This is a genomic window from Allobosea sp. LjRoot90 (genome assembly GCF_964254315.1).
Taxonomy (GTDB): Bacteria; Pseudomonadota; Alphaproteobacteria; order Rhizobiales; family Beijerinckiaceae; genus Allobosea.
Genome location: NZ_CAXUTF020000003.1, coordinates 636,400 through 658,351, shown reverse-complemented (window position 1 = coordinate 658,351; position 21,952 = coordinate 636,400). Strand labels below are relative to the sequence as shown.

General features: G+C 66.9%; 19 protein-coding genes. 11 read left to right on the top strand and 8 right to left on the bottom strand.

The window, feature by feature from the left end; all coding sequences use genetic code 11:
- Positions 1-27: 27 nt before the first annotated feature.
- Positions 28-585 carry a L,D-transpeptidase gene (locus tag ACSQ3M_RS15310; RefSeq protein ID WP_436150921.1) on the top strand — a complete coding sequence of 186 codons (558 nt, stop codon included), beginning with the start codon at positions 28-30 and terminating at the stop codon, positions 583-585.
- Between the two features lie 209 nt (positions 586-794).
- Here the strand turns inward: ACSQ3M_RS15310 and ACSQ3M_RS15305 are convergent, their stop codons facing one another.
- Positions 795-2,087, bottom strand: a complete 1,293-nt coding sequence (locus ACSQ3M_RS15305; protein WP_436150920.1) for a DUF3422 family protein — start codon at positions 2,085-2,087, stop codon at positions 795-797.
- A gap of 227 nt (positions 2,088-2,314) precedes the next feature.
- Between ACSQ3M_RS15305 and ACSQ3M_RS15300 the strand changes: the two genes are divergently transcribed.
- The 5 genes from ACSQ3M_RS15300 to ACSQ3M_RS15280 all read left to right on the top strand — a co-directional run bounded on the left by ACSQ3M_RS15300 (position 2,315) and on the right by ACSQ3M_RS15280 (position 6,030).
- Entirely contained in the window at positions 2,315-2,794 is a 480-nt protein-coding gene (locus ACSQ3M_RS15300; protein WP_436150919.1) for a DUF29 domain-containing protein, read from the top strand.
- Between the two features lie 37 nt (positions 2,795-2,831).
- Positions 2,832-3,458 (top strand): hypothetical protein, encoded by a 627-nt coding sequence (locus tag ACSQ3M_RS15295; RefSeq protein ID WP_436150918.1) that lies wholly within the window; start codon positions 2,832-2,834, stop codon positions 3,456-3,458.
- Positions 3,459-3,551: 93 nt separating this feature from the next.
- The gene (locus ACSQ3M_RS15290; RefSeq protein WP_436150917.1) at positions 3,552-4,049 is read left to right on the top strand and encodes a hypothetical protein; all 498 of its coding nucleotides are present in this window, start codon (positions 3,552-3,554) and stop codon (positions 4,047-4,049) included.
- A gap of 296 nt (positions 4,050-4,345) precedes the next feature.
- The gene (locus tag ACSQ3M_RS15285) at positions 4,346-5,272 is read left to right on the top strand and encodes an ABC transporter ATP-binding protein (protein WP_436093495.1); all 927 of its coding nucleotides are present in this window, start codon (positions 4,346-4,348) and stop codon (positions 5,270-5,272) included.
- Positions 5,269-6,030, top strand: coding sequence for an ABC transporter permease (locus ACSQ3M_RS15280; RefSeq protein WP_436150916.1), 762 nt, complete (start codon positions 5,269-5,271; stop codon positions 6,028-6,030). Before ACSQ3M_RS15285 ends, ACSQ3M_RS15280 begins: the two co-directional genes overlap by 4 nt.
- 17 nt (positions 6,031-6,047) lie before the next feature.
- Here ACSQ3M_RS15280 and ACSQ3M_RS15275 read toward each other — a convergent pair whose 3' ends face one another.
- Positions 6,048-7,730: a methyl-accepting chemotaxis protein gene (locus ACSQ3M_RS15275; protein WP_436150915.1), complete on the bottom strand. Its 1,683-nt coding sequence runs from the start codon at positions 7,728-7,730 to the stop codon at positions 6,048-6,050.
- Between the two features lie 139 nt (positions 7,731-7,869).
- On the bottom strand, positions 7,870-8,463 hold the full coding sequence (locus ACSQ3M_RS15270) for a DUF1989 domain-containing protein (RefSeq protein WP_436150914.1): 594 nt from the start codon (positions 8,461-8,463) through the stop codon (positions 7,870-7,872).
- 72 nt (positions 8,464-8,535) lie between these two features.
- On the opposite strand from ACSQ3M_RS15270, the gene ACSQ3M_RS15265 reads away from it, so the two are divergent.
- Positions 8,536-10,158 (top strand): peptide chain release factor 3, encoded by a 1,623-nt coding sequence (locus tag ACSQ3M_RS15265; RefSeq protein WP_436150913.1) that lies wholly within the window; start codon positions 8,536-8,538, stop codon positions 10,156-10,158.
- A gap of 147 nt (positions 10,159-10,305) precedes the next feature.
- Entirely contained in the window at positions 10,306-11,697 is a 1,392-nt protein-coding gene (locus ACSQ3M_RS15260) for a hypothetical protein (RefSeq protein ID WP_436150912.1), read from the top strand.
- A gap of 15 nt (positions 11,698-11,712) precedes the next feature.
- Here ACSQ3M_RS15260 and ACSQ3M_RS15255 read toward each other — a convergent pair whose 3' ends face one another.
- Both ACSQ3M_RS15255 and ACSQ3M_RS15250 read right to left on the bottom strand, forming a co-directional pair.
- Entirely contained in the window at positions 11,713-12,936 is a 1,224-nt protein-coding gene (locus ACSQ3M_RS15255) for a histidine kinase (protein ID WP_436150911.1), read from the bottom strand.
- Between the two features lie 31 nt (positions 12,937-12,967).
- Positions 12,968-14,260: an adenylosuccinate synthase gene (locus tag ACSQ3M_RS15250; protein ID WP_436150910.1), complete on the bottom strand. Its 1,293-nt coding sequence runs from the start codon at positions 14,258-14,260 to the stop codon at positions 12,968-12,970.
- A gap of 245 nt (positions 14,261-14,505) precedes the next feature.
- On the opposite strand from ACSQ3M_RS15250, the gene ACSQ3M_RS15245 reads away from it, so the two are divergent.
- The 3 genes from ACSQ3M_RS15245 to ACSQ3M_RS15235 all read left to right on the top strand — a co-directional run bounded on the left by ACSQ3M_RS15245 (position 14,506) and on the right by ACSQ3M_RS15235 (position 17,135).
- Positions 14,506-15,072, top strand: a complete 567-nt coding sequence (locus ACSQ3M_RS15245) for a dihydrofolate reductase family protein (RefSeq protein WP_436150909.1) — start codon at positions 14,506-14,508, stop codon at positions 15,070-15,072.
- Positions 15,073-15,160: 88 nt separating this feature from the next.
- The gene (locus tag ACSQ3M_RS15240) at positions 15,161-15,739 is read left to right on the top strand and encodes a tyrosine phosphatase family protein (protein WP_436150908.1); all 579 of its coding nucleotides are present in this window, start codon (positions 15,161-15,163) and stop codon (positions 15,737-15,739) included.
- A gap of 184 nt (positions 15,740-15,923) precedes the next feature.
- The gene (locus ACSQ3M_RS15235; RefSeq protein ID WP_436150907.1) at positions 15,924-17,135 is read left to right on the top strand and encodes an amidohydrolase; all 1,212 of its coding nucleotides are present in this window, start codon (positions 15,924-15,926) and stop codon (positions 17,133-17,135) included.
- Between the two features lie 222 nt (positions 17,136-17,357).
- Here ACSQ3M_RS15235 and ACSQ3M_RS15230 read toward each other — a convergent pair whose 3' ends face one another.
- From ACSQ3M_RS15230 to ACSQ3M_RS15220, 3 genes are all read right to left on the bottom strand, one after another.
- Positions 17,358-19,037 (bottom strand): mucoidy inhibitor MuiA family protein, encoded by a 1,680-nt coding sequence (locus ACSQ3M_RS15230; protein WP_436150906.1) that lies wholly within the window; start codon positions 19,035-19,037, stop codon positions 17,358-17,360.
- Between the two features lie 181 nt (positions 19,038-19,218).
- Positions 19,219-20,130: a hypothetical protein gene (locus tag ACSQ3M_RS15225; protein ID WP_436150905.1), complete on the bottom strand. Its 912-nt coding sequence runs from the start codon at positions 20,128-20,130 to the stop codon at positions 19,219-19,221.
- A 151-nt stretch (positions 20,131-20,281) separates the two neighbouring features.
- Positions 20,282-21,904 (bottom strand): ABC-F family ATP-binding cassette domain-containing protein, encoded by a 1,623-nt coding sequence (locus ACSQ3M_RS15220; protein ID WP_436150904.1) that lies wholly within the window; start codon positions 21,902-21,904, stop codon positions 20,282-20,284.
- Between the last annotated feature and the right edge of the window lie 48 nt (positions 21,905-21,952).

Below are 21,952 nucleotides of genomic sequence, written 5' to 3'. Positions count from 1 at the left end.
CCGGCGGGGGGCGTTGCAGGGATCATCATGCTGCGCGCCATTATTCTGACTGCCACGGTTCTCGCCTTCGCTACGCCTGCGTCGGCCTATTCCAATCCGATCAGCCGCGGGCTCGCGGACTTCCTCAACATCTTCAGCGAACAGCCGGTGCCGCGCCAGACGGTGGCCTGGAGCGGCAAGCAGGCGCCCGGCACGGTCGTGGTCTCGACCAGCCAAAGGCGGCTCTACTACGTGCTCGGGCAGGGGCAGGCGATCCGCTATGGCGTCGGCGTTGGCCGGCAGGGCTTCAGCTGGTCCGGGACCAAGACCGTCACGCGCAAGCGCGAATGGCCGGACTGGCGCCCGCCCGCAGCGATGCTGAAGCGCCGTCCCGATCTGCCGCGCTATATGGAAGGTGGGATGGAGAACCCGCTCGGCGCGAGGGCGATCTATCTCGGATCGAGCCTCTACCGCATCCACGGCTCGAATGAGCCCGACACGATCGGGGCTGCGGTCTCGTCGGGTTGCATCAGGATGACCAATCGCGACGTGACGGATCTCTACGACCGCGTCAGGCTCGGCACCAAGGTGATCGTGCAGCGCTAGGGCCCGCTGATTTTACGCGGAACCACGCCGTCATTCCGGGGCGGGCCGATAGGCCCGAGCCCGGAACCCATGAACACGATGGCGCATCAAAGAGGCACTGATTCGACGATCCTTCTCGTCTGATTCCGTGTTCATGGGTTCCGGGCTCTTCGCTGACGCGAAGCCCCGGAATGACGGCGCGGCTCAGTCAAGACCAAGCAGGCGCTGGTTCACCCTTCGCCATGGCCGCGCCTTATGCGCCGGACCATCAGCCAGACGCCGATCAGCGCGACCGGCACGAACAGCGCGGTGGCGACGCCGATATCGACCGGCAGGTAGCCGGCATCCTTGGCGCCCTTGGCGAGATAGCCGAACAGGCTGACGACATAATAGCCGATCGCCGCGACCGAGAGCCCCTCGACCGTCTGCTGCAGGCGCAATTGCAGCCGGGTGCGGTCGTTCATCGCCGTGAGCAGATCGCGATTCTGCTGTTCGAGCGCGACGTCGACGCGGGTGCGCAGGAGGTTGGCGGCGCGGGCGAGCCGGCGCGACAGATCGAGCTGGCGCTGCTGCAGCATCTGGCAGGTGCGCATTGCCGGCGCCATCCGTCGCGACAGGAAGGCAGCGATGGTCGGCCAGCCGCCATGGGGCGTCTCGCCGATCGCCTCCAGCCGCTGGCCGACGATGCTGTCATAGGCGCGGCTGGCGCCGAAGCGGTAGTTCGACGAGGCAGCTTCCGATTCCATCGTCGCGGCGGTGGCGGTCATTTCGTCGAGCAGGGCGTTGTCGGCGTCGAGCCCGTCGGTCTGCGTCATCGTGCCGGCGATGTGTACCAGCGTCTCCTCGGTGCGGCGCACGGAGGGGGCGAGGCGGTGCGCCTCCGGCAGGCCGAGCAGAGCCAGCACGCGATAGGTCTCGATCTCGAGCAGCCGCTGCGCCAGCGCGCCGGCCCTTGCCGGGGTGAGTTCGCGGTCGAGCACCAGGATGCGCACGAAGCCGTCGGCGCCGGCGCGGAAGTCCGTCGCGGCGATGGCCGCCTCGCCATCGACAACGGAGGCCGCGAGGCTCGCCGCGTCGAAGAGCGTCTCCAACTCGGGCGCGGCCTTTTCGGGCAGCAGATGCAGGTCGGCTGCCACCAGATGCGGTCCGGGCTGCGGCAGAGCGTGCATGCCGTGCGGCAGGACGGTACTTGCCGGCAGGAAGGGCAGCGCGCCGGGCGAGGGCAATTCCCAGGTGTAGGTGGTGAACTCGCTGTGCTGCTCCCAGCGCAGGCTGACGTCACTGAGCCGGGCGCGATGGTGCTTGGCGCCCTCAGTCGGACCCGGCACGCCGCGCTCGGCGCAGAAGCGGGCGAGGGCCTCGCGATCGGCGGCGGCCTGGGCCTGGTCGGTCATGAAGGCGAAGTGCAGCAGCCGCTGCGGTGTCGCCAGTGGCGCGAAGGGACGGGCATGGATCTCGCCGAGGATCGTGCCGCGCGACGGGTGCGCGACGAGCGGCTGAGCAACCTCGGTCGTCTGGTCCATGCCGTCCTGCCCCTTTGCGCGCTCGCCCTTCGGCTTGTCCGCGCAGCTGGAAGCTTGCCGGAAAGCGAGGAGCACGACGAGTCGGGCACGGTGTCGCAAGGGCAGCAGCCATCCGGCGCGGCACGCGACTCTCCTACAGAATGGGCGCGAACGCCGGGCGATAACCGGTTCGCTTTGTGACTGCGCGTGTCCGCGCTATTCTTGTCGCTGTCCGCGGGAGCACGATGATGGGCTACGCCAAGCAGAAGCCGCTTTATGATCCGGCTTCGGATTACGAGGCCGATTTTTATCTCTGGAGCTACGAACAGGCGGAGCTGCTGCGCCAGCGTCGGTTTTCCGAACTCGACCTGCCGAATATCATCGAGGAGATCGAGAGCTTGGGCCGCAGCGACAAACGCGCTCTGACCTCCGCCTATCGCGTGCTGATGTGGCACTTGCTGAAGTGGCAGTACCAACCGCAAAAGCGGAGCGTTTCGTGGCAGGTCACGATTCGGGCCCAGCGGACCGAGATCGAGACGCTCGAAGACGAAAGCCCGTCCCTGGCAGCCAAAGCGGGCGAAATCGTATCGCGGAGCTATGCCAAGGCGCGCTCGGAAGCCGCGGAGGAAACCTCCTTGCCGCTCGCGACATTCCCCGAGAGCTGCGCTTACACGCTCGTGCAGTTGCGGGATTTCGACTGGTTGCCAGAGGAGCCACCTGAAGACTGATGACGAGATTGGGCAGGGGTACGGTTAGGTTTCGCCCATGCCGCTGCCCAATCGCATCCGTCCCGATGGTTCGCTCTTCGCCGATCCGGCGCGCGGCCTGCTGTTCGGCAATCGCGGTGGCAAGTTCCACGATCCGGCGACGCAAACGCTGCCGACGCGCCTGTTTGCAACCAAGCAGTGGATCTGCTGCGTGCTCTCGTTCAAGGGTCGGCAGCGCAATGTCTGGGGCCGCTACTATACCGAGCTGTTCTTCTGCGACGAGGTGACGGCGCTCGCCGCCGGGCACCGGCCTTGCGTCGAATGCCGGCGCGCCGATGCGCATGCCTACCGGGCGGCGCTAGTCGCCGGGCTCGGCCTCGCCGAGGTGCCGCTCTTTCCTGTGATCGATGAGCGGCTCGATCGCGAACGGCGCAATGGCCGGGAAAAGCGCCTGCACAAGCTGCCGGCCGAGAGCCTGCCGGATGGCGCGATGATCGCCACGCCGGAGGGCGAGTTCCTCGCCTTGCGCGGGGCCGAGGCCCTGCTCTGGTCGCCTTCCGGCTATGTCGCGAGCCGGAAGCGGCCGGCTGACTCGGTCACTGTCGTCACGCCGCCGTCATCGCTGGCCGCGCTTGTGAACGGCTATCAACCGCTCTGGCACCCGAGCGCGGCCGAACTGGCCTGAATCGCGGTTTGCGCGCCTTGTCAGCGTGAAGCGTGGCAGCGCAACGTCTGGCCTCGTGGGCTCGCGGGCCGAGCCGATCCCGGGGGAGTTTCGATGTTGAAGATTGTTTTTGCACTGGCTATCGCGCTGGTCGGTTTCAGCGGCTTGCCCGCCCTTGCCGGGGCACTCCAGATCACCGATGACGACCCCATCGCCGTGGTCACCGTGCCGGACGCCTGGACGACTGCGAAAATCAAGCGCGGCGTCGAGATCAAGACGCCGGACGATGAGATCTACCTCTGGTTCGAGCTGGTCGCGCCGGACCAGATCGAGACGCTCCAGAAGGAGCACAACGGTTATTTCGACAAGGAAGGCGTCACCATCACCGGCTCCTCCGAGACGATGAAGCAGGAGGTCAAGGGCAAGGCCTGGTCGTTCACCGAGCTCAAGGCCAAGAGCAAGGACGGCGATTCGCTCATCCGCTATGTCGCGATCAATCCGAACGTCCCGAGCGGCAAGATCATCATGATGACCTATTGGGCCTCGCTCGACGGTCACAAGACGCATGACGCCGCGATGAAGGGCATCATCGACAGCATCGCCTACAAATAAGATCCGCTTTGCGCGAGGGAACCGCCGGCCGGCTCGCGACGTTGTCCCGTCATCTTCATCCGATGACAATCAAGGGGTTAGCGTCGATGCGTTCGATCATTCTGTGGCTGGTAGGCATTCCGATCCCGATCATCATCCTGCTCTGGTTCTTCATGCGCTGACAGGAACTGGTAGAAGGACTTGCTATGGCCGGGCTCGCCCGGCCATTCTTGTTTCGCGGGATGTCGTGCCGGCAGGGCGAAACGGCACCATCCCGCCTTCACCCATTTGCCGTGCTGCGAGTATAGCTTTCGCCCATGCAACCCATCATCCAGATATCCGACCTGTCGAAGACCTATGCTTCGGGCTTCCAGGCCTTGAAGAGCGTCACGCTCGACATCAGGCGTGGCGAGATCTTCGCCCTGCTCGGGCCGAACGGCGCCGGCAAGACGACGCTGATCAGCATCGTCTGCGGCATCGTCAATCCGAGCACCGGCAAGGTCCTCGCCGATGGTCACGACATCATCGGCGATTACCGCGCCGCCCGCAGCCAGATTGGTCTCGTGCCGCAGGAGCTGACCACCGACGCCTTCGAGACAGTCTGGGCGACGGTCTCGTTCAGTCGCGGCCTGTTCGGCAAGCCGAAGAACCCGGCCATCGTCGAGCAGGTGCTGCGCGACCTTTCGCTCTGGGACAAGCGCGACAGCAAGATCATGACGCTTTCCGGCGGCATGAAGCGGCGCGTGCTGATCGCCAAGGCGCTGGCGCACGAGCCGCAGATCCTCTTCCTCGACGAGCCGACCGCCGGTGTCGACGTCGAGCTCCGGCAGGACATGTGGAAGCTGGTGCGCCGCCTGCGCGACAGCGGCGTCACCATCATCCTGACCACGCACTATATCGAGGAGGCCGAGGAGATGGCCGACCGGGTCGGCGTGATCAGCAAGGGCGAGATCATCCTGGTCGAGGAGAAGGCCGAGCTGATGCGCAAGCTCGGCCAGAAGCAGCTCACCTTGCACCTGCAGACGCGGCTGGACGCGGTGCCCGAGGCCTTGGCCGGCTACGGCCTGACACTCCAGGCCGAGGGCGAGGAACTCGTCTACACCTACGACACCAAGGCCGAGCGCACCGGCATCACCGCGTTGATGAAGGATCTCGCCGACGCCGGCATCCGCTTCAGCGACCTGCGCACCAGCCAGTCCTCGCTCGAGGACATCTTCGTCGGCCTGCTGAGGGCGAACGCATGAACCTGCACGCAATCAAGGCGATCTACCGTTTCGAGATGGCCCGCACCTGGCGCACGCCGCTGCAGAGCATCCTCTCGCCGGTGATCTCGACCTCGCTCTATTTCGTCGTCTTCGGCGCGGCGATCGGCTCGCATATGGGCGCTATCGACGGCGTGCCCTATGGCGCCTTCATCGTGCCCGGCCTGGTCATGCTCTCGCTGCTGACCCAGAGCATCGCCAACGCCTCCTTCGCGATCTATTTCCCGAAATTCGTCGGCACGATCTTCGAATTGCTCTCGGCGCCGGTCGCCTGGTGGGAGGCGGTCTTTGCCTATGTCGCGGCGGCCGCGACGAAGTCGGTGATCCTCGGACTGATCATCCTCGCCACCGCCTTCCTGTTCGTGCCACTGAAGATCGAGCATCCGATCTGGATGCTGCTCTTCCTGATCCTGACGGCGGCGACCTTCAGCCTGTTCGGCTTCATCATCGGCGTCTGGGCCGACGGGTTCGAGAAGCTGCAGGCGATCCCGCTGTTGATCATCACGCCGCTGACCTTCCTTGGCGGCTCGTTCTACTCGATCGACATGCTGCCGCCGTTCTGGCGGGCGGTGACGCTGGTCAACCCGGTCGTCTACCTGATCAGCGGCTTCCGCTGGAGCTTCAACGGCGTCGCCGATGTCGGCATCGCGGTCAGCCTGACCATGACGCTGGTCTTCCTCGGCGCCTGCATCGCGGTGATCGCCTGGATCTTCAAGACCGGCTACCGGCTGAAGAACTGAGCTCCGGCGGAGGGGCGTCAGGCGGCCTTGATCTGACCGAAGAAGGTCGCCACCGCGCCGCGCAGCGCCTCTGCCTCGCGCGCCAGGTTCTCGGCGGTGCGCAGCGTGTCGGACGCCGCGCCGGTCGCCTCGCCTGAGGCTCCGGCGAGGCTGTCGAGCGCCAGGGCCGCGGTCGCAGCGCCGTCGGCAGTCGCCTGGGCACTGCGGGCGATTTCCGAGGTGGTGCTCTTCTGCTGCTCGGTCGCGGCGGCGATGGCAGTGGTATGCTGCGAAACTTCGATGATCGTCGCGGCGATCGCGCCGATTGCATCGACGGCGCCCGCGGCCTCGCCGCGAAAGGCCCCGATCTGGCTGGCGATGCTGTTCGTCGCCTCCGCGGTGCGGCTCGCCAATGTCTTGACCTCGGTGGCGACGACGGCGAAGCCGCGCCCGGCCTCGCCGGCGCGGGCAGCCTCGATCGTCGCATTGAGCGCGAGCAGGTTGGTCTGCTCGGCAATGTCGCGGATCAGGTCGATGACGCTGCCGATGCGCTCCGAGGCGCGGGCGAGACCGTCGACGCGCTGGCTCACGTCGCGTGCTTCTTGCGCGGCGCCGCTGACCATGGCGCTCGCCCGGATCACACGGTCGGCGATCTCGGCGATCGAACTCGACAGTTCCTCGGCTGCCACCGCGACTTGCTGGACCTTGTCGGACGCGTCCTGGGACGCGTTCTGCGCTCCATCGATCTGCACAGTACGGGCGCTGGCGAGCTCGCTCACTGTCCGCGCCGTGCCCTCGAGTGTGTGGGCACCGGCCTCGACGGTTTCGAGAGCATCGGTGAGCCTGGCATCGAAGGCGGCGACGATTTCGGCGATCCGCTGCTGGCGTGCGGCGCGTCCGGCGTCCTCCTGAGCGGCGGCGACCTCAAGCACCTCGCGAGCCAGGGCGTTGTCCCGGAAGACTTCGACCGCGCGCGCCATGCCGCCGATCTCGTCCTGGCGCCGGACCAACGGAACGTCCCTGACCGGTTCTGCGGCGGCGAGGCTGTTCATGGTCGTCGCGAGCTTGCGCAATGGGCGGGAGACGCGGCGATGAACGACCAGGACGGCGAGGCCGAGGCCGGTCAGGATCGAGAGAAGGCCGAAACCGATTTGCAGGTTGACGCTGTCGCGCTGCATGGCTTCGAGCCGGGTGTCGAGCGCCGTGCTGCGCCCGTCATAACTGCCAGCGATGCGCTTCAGCGTTTCGTTGAGCGCCTTGCGGTTATCGCGATTGGCATCGTCATTGCCGGCTACGCGTGCCGCCGCCGTAGCGCCCTGCCGCCCGAGCCGGACGATGTCGCGCCGGAAGCGGATGAATTCCTGAACGCGCGCTTTGAGGGATTCGAAGTCGGCGCGCTCCTGCTCCTCGACCAGCGGCTGCCATTCGGCCATCAGCAGGTCGATCTCGGCGAGATTCTGCAGCAGGGGTGGCGCGAAGCGCTCGGCTCCTGCGGCGTCCTCGCTCATATAGATGCCACGCGACTCCATCACGACGGCGTTCACCAGCCCGTTGATCCGCTCGGCGATGGCGGAGCGGTGCGTGACCGACTGCATCTCGTTCGTGGTCGTCGCATAACGGCTGAGGCTATGGACGCCGAGCCCGATGGCGAGGGCCGCGGCTATCACAAGGAGGGATATCGCGGCCAGGATTTGGCTCGAGATGGTGCGCAGCGTGGCCATCTGTGTCGCGAGTCAGGAGGCCGCGGCTTTATCATGGTGCGCAGCTGGGAACCCGTCGCCCATCTAGGCGGGGTCTGGTTAAATTTGCGTTCGAGCAGCCTGCATCCTGGTCGCCGCGGGGTCGGTCTGCGCTCTCGCCTCAGGCGGCGGAGACGATCTGGTAGCCGAGGGGCCGTGCCGGCGCGCCGCCATTGCAGGTCGCGGCAGGGCAGGAAGAGAGTGCGATTGCAAGGTCCATTTCGGCGCGCAGCACGATCGAGGCGCCGGCGCGGCTTCTCGGCGGACCGACCAGCAGGCGCCCATCGGCCGCGACATCGACGTTCATGAACAGGTTGAGCGGCGTTGGCAGCGGCTCCGGCCTGATGCCGAGTTCGCGCAGCGCCGCGCAGAGATTGTCGTGGCAGTTCGGGTGATGGCCGGTGACCTCGTATTGGATGCGATACATTTCGAGGCTGCAGGCGGTGTAGAGGAAGTCGTGCTTGCCGACCTCGTCGGCCAGGATCGTGAGCATCGGATTGCTGCGGTCCGACCAGAGCACATCGTCGGTCGAGACGTAGATCTTGCCGCCATAATCGAAGGTGCGGCCGTTCGAGAGGCGTTCGCTGCCGTCGCGGGAGAAGGCGACGAGATCGCCGGTCTGTCCGCCCTCGGTATCGATGACGCGCAGCAGCGCGCCGCGCGCAAGCCAAAGTCCGACACCCCCCGCTGCCGGTACGACATGCCACTCGGTCATCTTGGTCTCCTTTGGGCGCGGCCCCGCAAGGGCGATTGACTTGGCGGCCGCCATCCTGTCTTCACACCGGCCATGACCGAGCTCCCGACCATCGACAGCCCGGCCGAGGCCGCGGCGCCCCATGCGCGCCGGCGCACCTTCGCCATCATCTCGCACCCGGACGCGGGCAAGACCACGCTGACGGAGAAGCTGCTCTATTTCGGCGGCGCCATCCAGCTCGCCGGCGAGGTCCGCGCCAAGGCCGGCCGGCGCCAGACCTCGTCGGACTGGATGAAGATCGAGCGCCAGCGCGGCATCTCGGTCGTCACCTCGGTGATGACCTTCGAATATGACGGGCGGGTCTTCAACCTGCTCGACACGCCAGGCCACGAGGACTTCTCGGAAGATACCTATCGGACCCTGACGGCGGTCGACAGCGCGGTGATGGTGATCGACGCCGCCAAGGGCATCGAGGCACGCACCAAGAAGCTGTTCGAGGTCTGCCGTCTCAGAGACATCCCGATCGTCACCTTCATAAACAAGGTCGACCGCGAGACGCGCGATCCCTTCGACCTGCTCAACGAGATCGAGACGACGCTGGCGCTCGATGTCGCGCCGATGACCTGGCCGGTCGGGCGCGGGCGCGAGTTCGTCGGCACGCTCGACCTTGCCTCCAACACGCTACGCCGCAACCAGAAGGGCGACGAGAGCGACGCCGGCCAGCCGGTCGCCGGCGAGGACGACAAGCTCTTCGACGAGCTCCTGCCCAATGGCGCTGTCGACACCTTCCGCGAGGAGGTCTTCCTGGCGCGCGAGGGCTGCAAGCCCTTTGATCTCGAGGCCTTCCGCGAGGGCCACCTGACGCCGGTCTATTTCGGCGCGGCGCTGCGCGACTACGGCGTGCGCGACCTGATCGATGCGCTCGGGCGGCTTGCGCCGAGCCCGCGCGCGCAATCGGCCGACAAGCGGACGATCGAGGCGGGCGAGCCGAAGATGACCGGCTTCGTCTTCAAGATCCAGGCGAACATGGACCCGAACCATCGCGACCGCATCGCCTTCATGCGGGTGTGCTCGGGCAAGCTCTCGCGCGGGATGAAAGCCAGGCTGGTGCGCACCGGCAAGCCGCTGCCGCTGAATGCGCCGCAATTCTTCTTCGCCCGCGACCGCTCGATCGCCGAGGAGGCCTATGCCGGCGACATTGTCGGCCTGCCGAACCATGGCACCCTGCGCATCGGCGACACGCTGACCGAGGGCGAGGACATCGTCTTCCGCGGGGTGCCGAGCTTCGCGCCGGAAATCCTGCGCCGCGTCAAGCTCAAGGACGCGATGAAGGCCAAGAAGCTGCGCGAGGCGCTGCAGCAGATGGCGGAGGAGGGCGTGGTCCAGCTCTTCCTGCCGCATGACGGCGCCCCCGCCATCGTCGGCGTCGTCGGCGCGCTCCAGCTCGACGTGCTCAAGGAGCGCATGGAGGCGGAGTATTCGCTCCCCGTGGATTTCGAGCCCTGCCAGTTCGCCATCGCGCGCTGGATCTCGAGCGAGAACAAGGTCGCTTTGCAGAAATTCGTTGGCGCCAAGCCGTCCTCGATGGCCGACGATCTAGACGGCGACCCGGTCTTCATGGCCTCGTCGCAATTCACCCTGAAATACGACGCCGAGCGCGCGCCGGAGATCAGCTTCTCCGATGTGAAGGACTATCAGAAGGTCGCTGGGGGCTGAGTCGCCGGGGCGGCGGCGCGGCTTCGTGCTGCCATCCTGTGTCCGGATCGATTGTAAGCGTGAAGCCGGCGGAGATCGGTCAGGCCCATGCGACGAGACGGTGAAGTTCCCAGGCGATCATGGCGCCGACGCGGGCTCAGGCTCCTGGTGGTCGCCGCGGCATCGCTTGCTCTCGTCGCCGCGCCGCTTGCCGTCATTCTCTATCCAACGCTGAAGCGTTATCCGCAGGAGAGTTTCCCGGCGGCCGTCTCGCCGCGGGACAGGAACCTGCAGGACCTCGCGCATCTGCGGCGCCTGCCGGAGGTCGAACGCAGTTTCACGAACGAGAGCCGGGCGGCATTCGAGCGGGCTGTCGCCGCGATCGAGCCGCGGGCTGGCGATCTCGACCGGGCCGGGCTGGCGATGGCGGCGGCGAAGGCTGCAGCCCTGGCCGACAATGGCCACACCAACGTGCTTGGGCTCGCCGGTGACTACGGCTTCAACACCGTGCCGATCCGTCTCGGCTGGTTTGCCGACGGGCTCTTCGTGATTGCAGCCGACGATGATAGGCGCCATCTTCTCGGTGGGCAGGTGCTCGGCGTGAACGGGCGTGCGATTGCGGCGCTGGTGGAGGCGCTGCGTCCCTATGTCGGCGGCCCCGCCAATCTCGCCCGGGAGTTTGTGCCGAACTTTCTGATCTCGCCCGAGCTACTCCATGCAGCCGGCCTCGCCGAAACGACGAATGGCAGCACCTTCGAAATCCGCCTCGCCGACGGGAGGGCAGCTTCTGTCGAACTTGCCGCCGAGGCTGCCAAGCATCCGGCCCTGACCGCCCAGCTCTGGCCGAAGCGCAATCTCAGCCCTGCTATCGAAGCCGCCCGCCCAGCCGGGTGGCGGCATGTCCTCGACGGCGCCGCGCTGCCGGCCTACCTCTCGCGTCCTGACACGAACTACTGGCACGACTATCCGGCAGCCGATCTGCTTTATGTCCAGATCAACCGCGTCGCTGATCAGGCGCCGGTCGGTGCGTCCCGCTACCTGTCCGATATGCTCGACGAAGCCGCAAAGAAGCCCATTCGCAACGCGATCGTCGACCTGCGCTTCAACCGTGGCGGCGACTATACTTTGACGGCTGATTTCACACGCCGGCTACCGCAGCTCCTGCCGCCGACCGGCAAGCTCTTCATCCTGACCAGCGCGAACACCTTCTCGGCGGCGATCAGCACGGCGGCGAGGCTGAAGCGTTTCGCCGGGGCGCGCGCCATCCTCGTCGGCGAGGCCATGGGCGACCGCTCGCAATTCTGGGGCGAAGGCGGGCTTACCCTGCTGCCGAACGCGAAGATCGCGGTTCGCTACACGACCGCGTTCCACGATTGGGAGCAGGGTTGCGGCCTGTCGCAGATCACGACCTGTTTCCTGCTGAACTACGCTTACGGCGTGCCAGCGGGGTCGCTTCAGCCGACAGTGACGATTGCGCCGAGCTTTGCCGACTATGCCGCCGGCAAGGATCCGGTGATGTCCGAAGTCATGCGCCAGCTGGCACCAGGCCAGGGGCGCTGAGGCGTCGTACTCGCCTCAGCCCTGCCAGCGGCTCAGCGCCTCGGCGATGGTCCGGTTGCCGGCACCGCCCTTCTCGAAGGTGATGATGCCGCGCCGGCCGGAGGTGAAGCGCACCGGCAGGTCGATCCAGTTGCGGTTGCGCAGCAGGTCGAGATTGCGCTCGGCCTCGACCGGGACATTCGACAGGGCGGCGACGAAGAGGTTTTCGCCCAGCGCCGAGGAGATCGCCGAAAGCGGAGCGCCACGCTCGCCCTCCTCGAGCTTGAATTGCGGCACGCCGACCTCGCGGATCGCGTCGTTCGCGGCCTCACCGGTGGTGGTGAAGCGCATGCCGATGATATGCGAGGCCGGGAAGGCCGGGTCGGTGTTGCGCCGGATGGTGAAGTCGAGCGAGAGGCCGGCATCGGCGACCTCGATGGTGCTGCGGACGATAGTTTCGACCGGCTGGCCGGGGCCGGTGATGTCGCTGTCGAGCCGCCAGAGGACGCGACCCTGGACAATGCGCGGCGCTGCGTCCGGCACCTCGATATAGAGGATGGCGCGTTGGGCGACAGCGATGTCGCTGCCCGGCTGGGCGCCCGCCTGCTGGTTCGGGCGCTGGCCGGTTTGCGGGTTCGGCGTCGGTGCCGGCTCGACACCGGCGCGCTCGCTGATCTTGCCAGCCTGGTCCTGCTGCGTCGGCGGCGCCTGGGTCTCGATCCGCTGCCGGGGCGGCTGGTCCTGCGGCGCGATCTTGTTGACGTAATAGGCCGCGCCCGCGATCACAGCGACGGCCAGTGCGACGCCGCCACCGACGATAGCGGTGCGGACATGGCCGGGATCGATGCTGCGCTTGCGCGGCGGCGCGACGCGCGGGCGGATCGGTTGCGCATCCTCCTGGGATGCTGCCCGCTCGTCGAAGCGCGGCGTCTCCTGCGGGAGGGCCTGGCGCGGCTTCGGCTCGGGTTGTGGGCGGGCAATGGGAGATGCAGGCGCGGGCACCGGCTCGTCCGCGAGCAAAGGCGGCAGGCTCGGCTCGATCGCCTCGGCGAGCGCGATCTCGGCCTCGATGCGCGACACGGCTTCGTCGAGCGAGAGCCGCTCGCGGGTGATGTCGGCTTCCGACAGCGGCGGATCGAGGCTGCGCAATTGCCCGAGCAGCGCCGTGCGCGCCCGCTCGTAGACGGAGCGGCGCGCTTCCGGCGACTTGTCGGTCAGTCCGGCGATCGCACGCGCCAGAATGGGGTGGAAATCGGCCATTGGCCTCACATGTCCGCGTTATTCGGGTCCGTCAACCCTCGAACGGGTTCTGCACCAGGATCGTATCGTCGCGCTCCGGGCTGGTGGAGAGCACCGAGACGGAGGCACCGATCAGCTCTTCGATGCGCCGAACGTATTTGATCGCCTGCGCTGGCAGCTCCGCCCAGGAGCGGGCGCCGGCGGTCGAGCCTTCCCAGCCCTCGATCACCTCATAGATCGGCTCGACCCGGGCCTGGTCGCTCTGGCCGGCCGGCAGATGCTCGATGATCTCGCCGTCGAGCCGGTAGCCGATGCAGACCTTGATTTCCGTGAAGCCGTCGAGGATGTCGAGCTTGGTCAGCGCGATGCCGTCGATGCCGGAGGTCTTGACCGTCTGGCGTACCAGGCAGGCGTCGAACCAGCCGCAGCGACGCTTTCTGCCGGTGACGACGCCGAATTCCTTGCCCTTCTGGCCGATCAATTCGCCGATCTCGTCGAAGAGCTCGGTCGGGAAGGGGCCTTCGCCGACGCGGGTGGTGTAGGCCTTGGCGATCCCCAGCACATAGCCGACGGCGGAGGGGCCGAGGCCCGAGCCGGTCGCGGCCTGGCCGGCGACGATGTTCGACGAGGTCACGAAGGGATAGGTGCCGTGGTCGACGTCGAGCAGGGCACCCTGCGCGCCCTCGAACAGGATGCGCTTGCCGGCGCGGCGCTGGGCGTCGAGCAGAGCCCAGACCGTGTCGGCATAGGGCAGCACCTCGGGGGCGATCGCGATGAGCTGTTTCAGCAGTTCGCCTCCGTCGACCTCGGCGATGCCGAGCCCGCGGCGCAGCGCGTTGTGGTGGGCGAGCAGGCGCTCGATCTTGGCCTTCAGGACCGCCTCGTCCTTGAGGTCAATGACGCGGATGGCACGCCGGCCGACCTTGTCCTCATAGGCCGGGCCGATACCGCGCTTGGTGGTGCCGATCTTCAGCGCCGAATTCGAGGTCTCGCGGAAATGGTCGAGCTCGCGATGCAGCGGCAGGATCAGGGTCGCATTGTCGGCGACGCGCAGGTTCTCGGGGCTGATCGCGACGCCCTGCGCGCGCAGCCGGGCGATCTCCTCGACCAGATGCCAGGGATCGACGACGACGCCATTGCCGATCACCGAGAGCTTGCCCGGCCGCACGATGCCGGAGGGCAGCAGCGAGAGCTTGTAGACGGTGCCGTCGATGACGAGGGTATGGCCGGCATTATGGCCGCCCTGGAAGCGCACCACCACATCGGCCTGGCTCGACAGCCAGTCGACGATCTTGCCTTTGCCCTCGTCGCCCCACTGGGCGCCGACCACGACCACGTTCGCCATGGAGGTGATTCCCTCTTTGCTGTTGGCGCAAGCGCCCGCACGAACAAAAACCCCGGCGCAAGGCCGGGGTTTCGGGTGAGGTCCTTGCAAGCCCTCTTCGGCCAAGAGCATGGCAAGGTCAAGGCTGGCGGCAGCAAAGCCGGGGAAAGAATTTTTCGGGACGCTGTCGATTCCGCGGTTTCTCCTTCGACGCCTGGGCAGAAGGGGCAGCGCAGCGCTGCTCGGCGGATCACCGGAGAAGCAGCATGCGCAAGCTCGTCGTCACCCAGTACATCTCGCTCGACGGAGTCATCGAGGACCCGGTCGGCATGGAGAATTCCGGCCTCGGCGACTGGACCGGTCCGTTCTCGCGCGGGCCGGAAGGCGAGCGGCTGAAGCAGGAAGAGCTCGATGCCGCGGATTCGCTGCTGTTCGGCCGCCGGACCTATGATGCCTTCGCCGCGGTCTGGCCGCACGTCACCGACAGCCCCTTCGCCGACCAGATCAACGCGCTGCCGAAGCACGTCGCCTCGACCACACTGACGAAGGCCGAGTGGCAGGGCACTTCGATCCTTGCAGGCGACGCGCTCGCCGCCATCGCCGCGCTGAAGGAGCGGGAAGGCGGCGACATCCTGGTTTATGGCAGCCTGAAGCTCGTCCACGGCCTGCAGCGCGCCGGGCTGGTCGATGCCTACAACCTGATGGTCTATCCGGTCGTGCTCGGCGCTGGTGGGCGGCTCTTCGCCGATGGTGTGCGCAGCAATCTTGCGCTCGCCGGGGCAAAGACCCTGGGCGAAGGCATTCAGTGGCTGCGCTATGAGGCCAGGCGCTGACGGGCAGGGCAGCCTTGCGGCGATCGCGGTTGCGGCGGCGGCCGGGGAGGATTAACCCGGCGCCAGCAACCTTGTGAGACCGACGCCGATGCAGCCGATCGCCATTTCCATGCTCACCATCTGCGGGATCGAGGAACTGCCGGCGCAGAGCGCACGCAAGGTCAGCCATGTCCTCTCGCTGCTCGATCCCGATCTGCCGGAGCTCGAGTCCTTTGCGGCCTACGGTGCGCATGAGCGCGTGACACTGCGCTTCCACGACATCATCACGCCGCAGGACGGCCGTGTGCACCCGACCGATGCCCATGTCGCCGAGATACTCGACTTCGGCGCCAGCTTGCGTGAGACGGCGCTGAAGCGGCAGGAAGGACACCTGCTCGTGCATTGCCATATGGGCATCTCGCGCTCGACCGCAGCGATGCTGTCGCTGATGGCGCAGGTCCATGCCGATGAAAGCGAGGACGCCCTGTTCGCGCGCCTGCGCGAAATCCGGCCGCAGGCCTGGCCGAACTCGGTGATGATCGGCTTCGCCGATACGCAATTGAAGCGTGGCGGCCGGCTCACCGCGGCGCTCAGCCGGCACTATGCCCATCAGCTCGAAGCCCAGCCGCGCTATCGCCAGTGGATGGCCGATCTCGGGCGCGGCGCCGAAGTCGCGATGGCGGGCTGAACGGCTTTACCTCGGCCCGTGCTCATCACCCCTGATCTGCCGTCAGTCACCTGAAGCATGGCTGTTTTGCCGTGTTTGCAGAATGATTTGGCGGCAATCGGCCGTATGAGATTGAGGAGGCGGCGAATGGCACTGGCATGAGCCGTGCTTGCAAAAGAACGCCGCAGGCTGGGGAACGACAATCATGACGAAGCTCGATGACTGGCTCGGCGGACATCACGCCGAGTTCACGGCGATCCGCCGCGACATCCACGCCCATCCCGAGCTCGGTCTCGAGGAATATCGTACCGCCAAGCTCGTCGCCGACAAGCTGCGCGAATGGGGCGTCGAAGTCACCGAGACCATCGGCCAGACCGGTGTCGTCGGTGTCATCCGCGGCAACCAGCCGGGCCAGCGCGCCATCGGCCTGCGCGCCGATATGGACTGCCTTGCGCTGGAGGAGCTGACGGAGCTGCCGCATGCCTCGAAATTCCCCGGGCGCATGCATGCTTGCGGCCATGACGGCCACACCACCATGCTGCTCGCGGCGGCCCGCTATCTCGCCGAGAACCGGGATTTCGGTGGCACGGTCAACCTGATCTTCCAGCCGGCCGAGGAAGGCCGCGGCGGCGCCAATGCCATGCTCGCCGACGGGTTGTTCGAGCGCTTCCCCTGCGACGCGATCTACGGATTGCACAATACGCCGGGCGTGCCTGCATCGCATTTCGGCACGGCGGTCGGTCCCTTCCTGGCGTCGGCGGATTCCTGGCGCGTGACCTTCCACGGCGTCGGCGGCCATGGCGGCTCCCAGCCGCATCGCTCGACCGACATCACCTATGCGCAGGCGCATTTCGTGCTCGGCCTGCAGGGCATCGTCGGCCGCAATGTCGCGCCACTCGACACGGCCGTGATCAGCGTCGGCTTCATCCATGGCGGCGACGTAAACGCCTCGAACGTCATCCCTTCCGAACTCGTCATCGGCGGCACGGCGCGGACCTATTCGCCGGAGGTGCGCGATCTGGTCGAGCGGCGCATCGCCGAGCTGGCGGCGGCGACGGCGATGGCCTGGGGTTGCGAGGCGCAGGCCTACTATCACCGCGGCACCAGCCCGCTGGTGAACGCTGCCGAGCAGGTGAAGGTCGCGGTCGCGGCGGCGTCGGCCGCCGCCGGGCCTGCGCATGTCGACGGCGAGATGCGGCGCGGCACGGGCGGCGAGGACTTCGCCGAGATGATGCTGGTCTGCCCCGGTGCCTTCATGCGCATCGGCAACGGCGTCGAGGCCGACGGCTCGTTCAAGGGGCTGCATACACCGCTCTACGACTTCAACGACGAGATCATCCCGGCGGGCGTGCGCTACTGGGTTGGCCTGGTCGATCAGGAGCTCGGCCAGGGCTGGCAGGCGATCGCGGCTGAGTAGGTTGTCGGGCGCGAAACCCCTCCCCCTTGTGGGGAGGGGCAGGGGTGGGGGTCGTAAAGCCGGAGCGATCGACTGAAGCTAGTAGCGCTGTCGCTGCTGCCGAGGCCCTCTTCTGCTGACGATCACCAAGCGGTGCCACCCCCATCCCCATACCCTTCCCCAAAGGGGGAAGGGAGGAATTCAGGCGATCAGCCTTGCGCAAAGAAGTCTGGGAGAGCCCGCCTACCGCCGCGTCTGGTCGAAGATGACCTCGCGGTCGCCCGGATACTTGATCCGGTAGGCGAGGCGGATCTCCTTCTGCGCGCCGGGCGCGAGCTCGAAGCTCCAGGCCGAGACGCCGCGCTTGTCGCCGATCTGTTTTTCGGTCGGCGGCGTGCTCTGCGACAGCAGCTCGACCGTGATCGCGCTGTTCTCCGAGAACGGCACGCGCTCGATCACGGTGAGCTTGACCGGCTGGGCGTGCAGGCTCTTCACCACCGTCCTGAATTCGCGCTGATCGGTGCGCGTCGAGCCGAGCCAGCCGGAATCGTTCTCGCGCCGGCGCACCGGCACGCGCGTCACCTTGAGGCGGTCGTCGGCGCCAAAGCCGAGCTCGACCTTGTCGCCCGGCGCGACCTGTCCGAGGCGTCCCTTGCCGATATAGGCGCCGTCGCGGTGGAGATAGACCTCGCCGGCGAGCAGCGGCGCCTCGTCATCATGGTTGAAGCTCGCCTCGAGATAGGCCTTCTCCTCGAGTTCCGGCGTGGCGCGGGCGGAGAGCTCCGGCTTGATCTTGGCTTGCGTCAGCACCACCGCCTTGCTGGATCCGTCCTGCGGGATGGTGACCCGGCCCGGCACCTTGAAGCTCGCCTGATAGGCGCCGGCCGTCACGGTCGCGGTCTGGACCTCGGCGCGCTGCTGTTCGGCTTCCTTGGGGGCGGGGGCGACGACCGCGTCGACGTCCGGCGCGGCGCCCAGGGGCGCTGCCGGTCGCGCCGTCGCGGGCGCGCTGCGGCGGAGGCGTTCCTCGTAGACCACCGGCGGCTCGTAGAAGGCGATGCGCAACGGGTTGAGATCCGGGGCGCGGGTGCCCTGGGCCGAACGCGTCGTCGACAGTTCGACGGCGACCTCGCTCCAGTCCTCGCCGGTGCGCTGGCGCAGGTCGGCGCGGCGGGTGAAAGCGATCTCGGCGGCGTCATTGGCACTGCCGGTGGTGAGCCGCGCCTCGTAGACCGGCAGCCAGCTCGCGCCGGAGACGCGGTAGCTGACGGAGATGTCGGCCGCGACCGGCGCTTTCGCCTCGACAGCGATGGCGACGTCGCGCTTCGGCTGGCTGGCGCGCGGCGCCAACGGCCTTGCCTTCTCCAGCGCGGCGATCTCGGCGTCGAGATCGGAAATGCGGTTGCGCAGCGCGAGCAGTTCGCCCTGTACCTTGACCAGCGCGGTGCCGATCGCGTCGAACACGGCCGGCCAGTCGCTGACAGGCAGCGCCTTGCCGTCCGGCCCGAGCTTGTCGGGGCCGATCTTGCCGAAGTTCTCGATGGTGGCGCGCTTGGCTTCGATCGCGCTGATCTCGCCGGCGAGCTTCGCCTTCTCGCCTTGCAGCGCTCGGATCTTGCCTTCCAACGCCTGATCGAGGGCGGGGCGGGCCTCGCCCGGGACCTGGCGGACATCGACCGCACCGATCGAGAAGGCGCCGTCGCCCTGTGCCTCGACGCGGATCGAGGCCGGATCGACGCTGGCAGGCAGGCCACGCAGCACGATCTGCGAGGCGCCTTGCAACAGCGCGGCCTTGCCGAGTCGGGTCACCACTGCGCCATCCGGATAGACGGTGACGCGATCGATCTTAGAGGCGAACTCGATCTCGGCGGCGCCAGCGAGGCTCGGCGCGAAAATCAAGGCTGCGGCCAGTCCGGTCTTCATCATGCTGTCCCCCGACAAATCACATGGCCGCGATTTGTCCGGTGGATTTCGGCGCGGCGAGGGCGGAATTGGGCCGGAAGGTGGAAAGGCGCCGCGAGGGCGCAACCACCGCCCGGCGACGATGGCTGGCGTTTGCCGGTATCAGCGCGGTTTTCGCTGCGTCAGCTGCTGGCTGGAGCCGTCAAGGCGTTGGCAGCGCTGGGACCATCTGCTCGTTGCCGTCGGAATTCTTCTGCCGGGCCCGGTCGTGCAGGAAGGCGACGACCTGGGCCATCGTGTTGGCGTTGCCCAAGGCATTGGCGGTCGTCGAGACCGAGATGTCGCCGAGGCCGACCGTGTGAAAATACTCGTGGGTGACGACGTCGCGCTGGAGATCGGCGTTGGCGGAGAACCAGGAGGTGCAGAGGTCCGTGTCCGGCGGTTTCCGGCTCGGTGTGGTCCAGGCGAAGGCGGGCCTGGGATCGACGCATTTGCCGCCGGCGCGCGCCGCGTTCAACGATTTCGGCAAGGCGAGGTTCTGCTCGATCAGGCCAATGGCGCTCGCCAGCGCGCTGCGGAAGGCCGGATCCATCGGGCTCGGCGGCACCAGCAGCTTGCGCGAGATCACCGCCATGTCGCGCCGGAAGTTCCTGCGCAACTCGTTGAAGGCGGCTTCGCTGCCGTGGGAATCCTCGAAGAACTTGATCTGCTTTTGCAGCAGCCTCAGCCGGGTCAGCGCGAAGCGGAGCGAGGCGCGGCTCGCTTCCCAGGCGGCGTCAATGCGGTTGGCATCGGTCGGCCCCGATGGCGGGCTTGGCGATGGCGGGATGAAGCCGGTCTTCTCGATCCGGTATTTTCCCCGGAAGTAGGAAGATTCGTACCAGGTGTGGTCGTTGCTGGCGCTCAGTGGCCTTTGCCAGCTTTCGCGGGTCGTCGAACCCTTCCACCACATGTTGACCAGCTTCGAGGTCGCGGCCCAGTTGCCGACGCCGCTCTCGATGCTGCCCTGGTCGCGCCAGACGACGCCGCCATCGCTGCGGAAATCATATTCCCAGACCCAGGCCTTGACCCGGACCGTCCAGGTTCCGATCAGCAAATCGAGATCGCCGGCCATCTGCCATCCCCATCCGCGAGCAAGCCGAGGTCGGCCGGTCAGGCCGCCTGTGCTTGCGAAGGCTTAAAGGCATAGTCGGAGGGGCAGGGATCAGATTTGCACGAAGCCAGCAGGCCAACAAGGCTGCAGCGCGGCTGAATAGCCGGTCGCGTCAGCTCCGCAAGCCCGGCGCCTCCTGGCCGGTGCTGGCGACGTATTCGGTGTAGCCGCCGCCATAGTTGTGGACGCCGTCCGGCGTCAGCTCGAGCACCCGGTTGGAGAGCGCCGCCAGGAAATGGCGATCGTGGCTGACGAACAGCATGGTGCCCTCGTATTGGGCGAGCGCCGTGATCAGCATCTCCTTGGTGGCGATGTCGAGATGGTTGGTCGGCTCGTCGAGCACGAGGAAATTCGGCGGGTCATAGAGCATCTTGGCCATGACGAGCCGCGCCTTCTCGCCACCCGAAAGAAAGCGGCAGCGCTTTTCGACATCGTCGCCCGAGAAGCCGAAGCAGCCGGCGAGGGCGCGCAGCGAGCCTTGCCCAGCCTGCGGAAACGAGCCTTCGAGCGATTGAAAGACGGTTTCGTCCCCTTCGAGCAGCTCCATAGCATGCTGGGCGAAATAGCCCATCTTGACGGTGCCGCCGACAACGACCGTGCCTTCGTTCGGTTGCGTGGCGCCGGCGATGAGCTTCAGCAGCGTCGACTTGCCGGCGCCGTTGACGCCCATCACGCACCAGCGCTCCTTGCGGCGGACCTGGAAGTCGAGCCCGTCATAGATCGTGCGGCTGCCATAGCGGACATGCACGCCCTTCAGCGTCGCGACATCCTCGCCCGAGCGCGGTGCCGGCTGGAACTCGAACTGCACGGTCTGACGGCGCTTGGGCGGCTCGACGCGCTCGATCTTGTCGAGCTTCTTGACGCGGCTCTGGACCTGCGCCGCATGCGAGGCGCGGGCCTTGAAGCGCTCGATGAAGGCGACCTCCTTGGCGAGCATCGCCTGCTGGCGCTCGAACTGCGCCTGCTGCTGCTTTTCGGCGAGGGCCCGCTGCTGCTGGTAGAACTCGTAGTCGCCGGAATAGCTGGTCAGCGTGCCGCCATCGATCTCGACGATCTTGCCGACGATCCGGTTCATGAACTCGCGGTCATGCGAGGTCATCAACAGGGCGCCGTCATAGCCCTCGAGGAAGCTTTCCAGCCAGATCAGGCTTTCGATGTCGAGATGGTTGCTCGGCTCGTCGAGCAGCATGGCGTCGGGCCGCATCAGGAGGATGCGGGCCAGCGCCACGCGCATCTTCCAGCCGCCGGAGAGCGCGCCGACATCGCCCTCCATCATCTCCTGGCTGAAGCCGAGGCCGCCCAGCACCTCGCGGGCGCGGCCGTCGAGCGCATAGCCGTCGAGCTCCTCGAAGCGCCCCTGCACCTCGCCATAGCGGGTGATGAGCTCATCCATCTCGTCGGCGCGGTCGGGATCGCCCAGCGCCGTCTCGAGCTCCTTCAGCTCGGCGGCAATCGCGCTGACCGGGCCGATGCCATCCATCACCTCGGCGACGGCGCTGCGCCCGGCCATGTCGCCGACATCCTGGCTGAAATAGCCGATGGTGATGCCGCGATCGACCGAGACCTGGCCTTCATCGGGCAGATCCTCGCCGGTGATCAGCCGGAACAGCGTGGTCTTGCCGGCGCCGTTGGGGCCGACGAGGCCGACCTTCTCGCCCTTCTGCAGCGCCGCCGAGGCTTCGATGAAGATGATCTGCTGGCCGTTCTGCTTGCCGATGCTTTCGAGGCGAATCATGATGTCCGGAGCGCTGAGTGACTGGAGTTGCCGCGGACTTACAGGGCC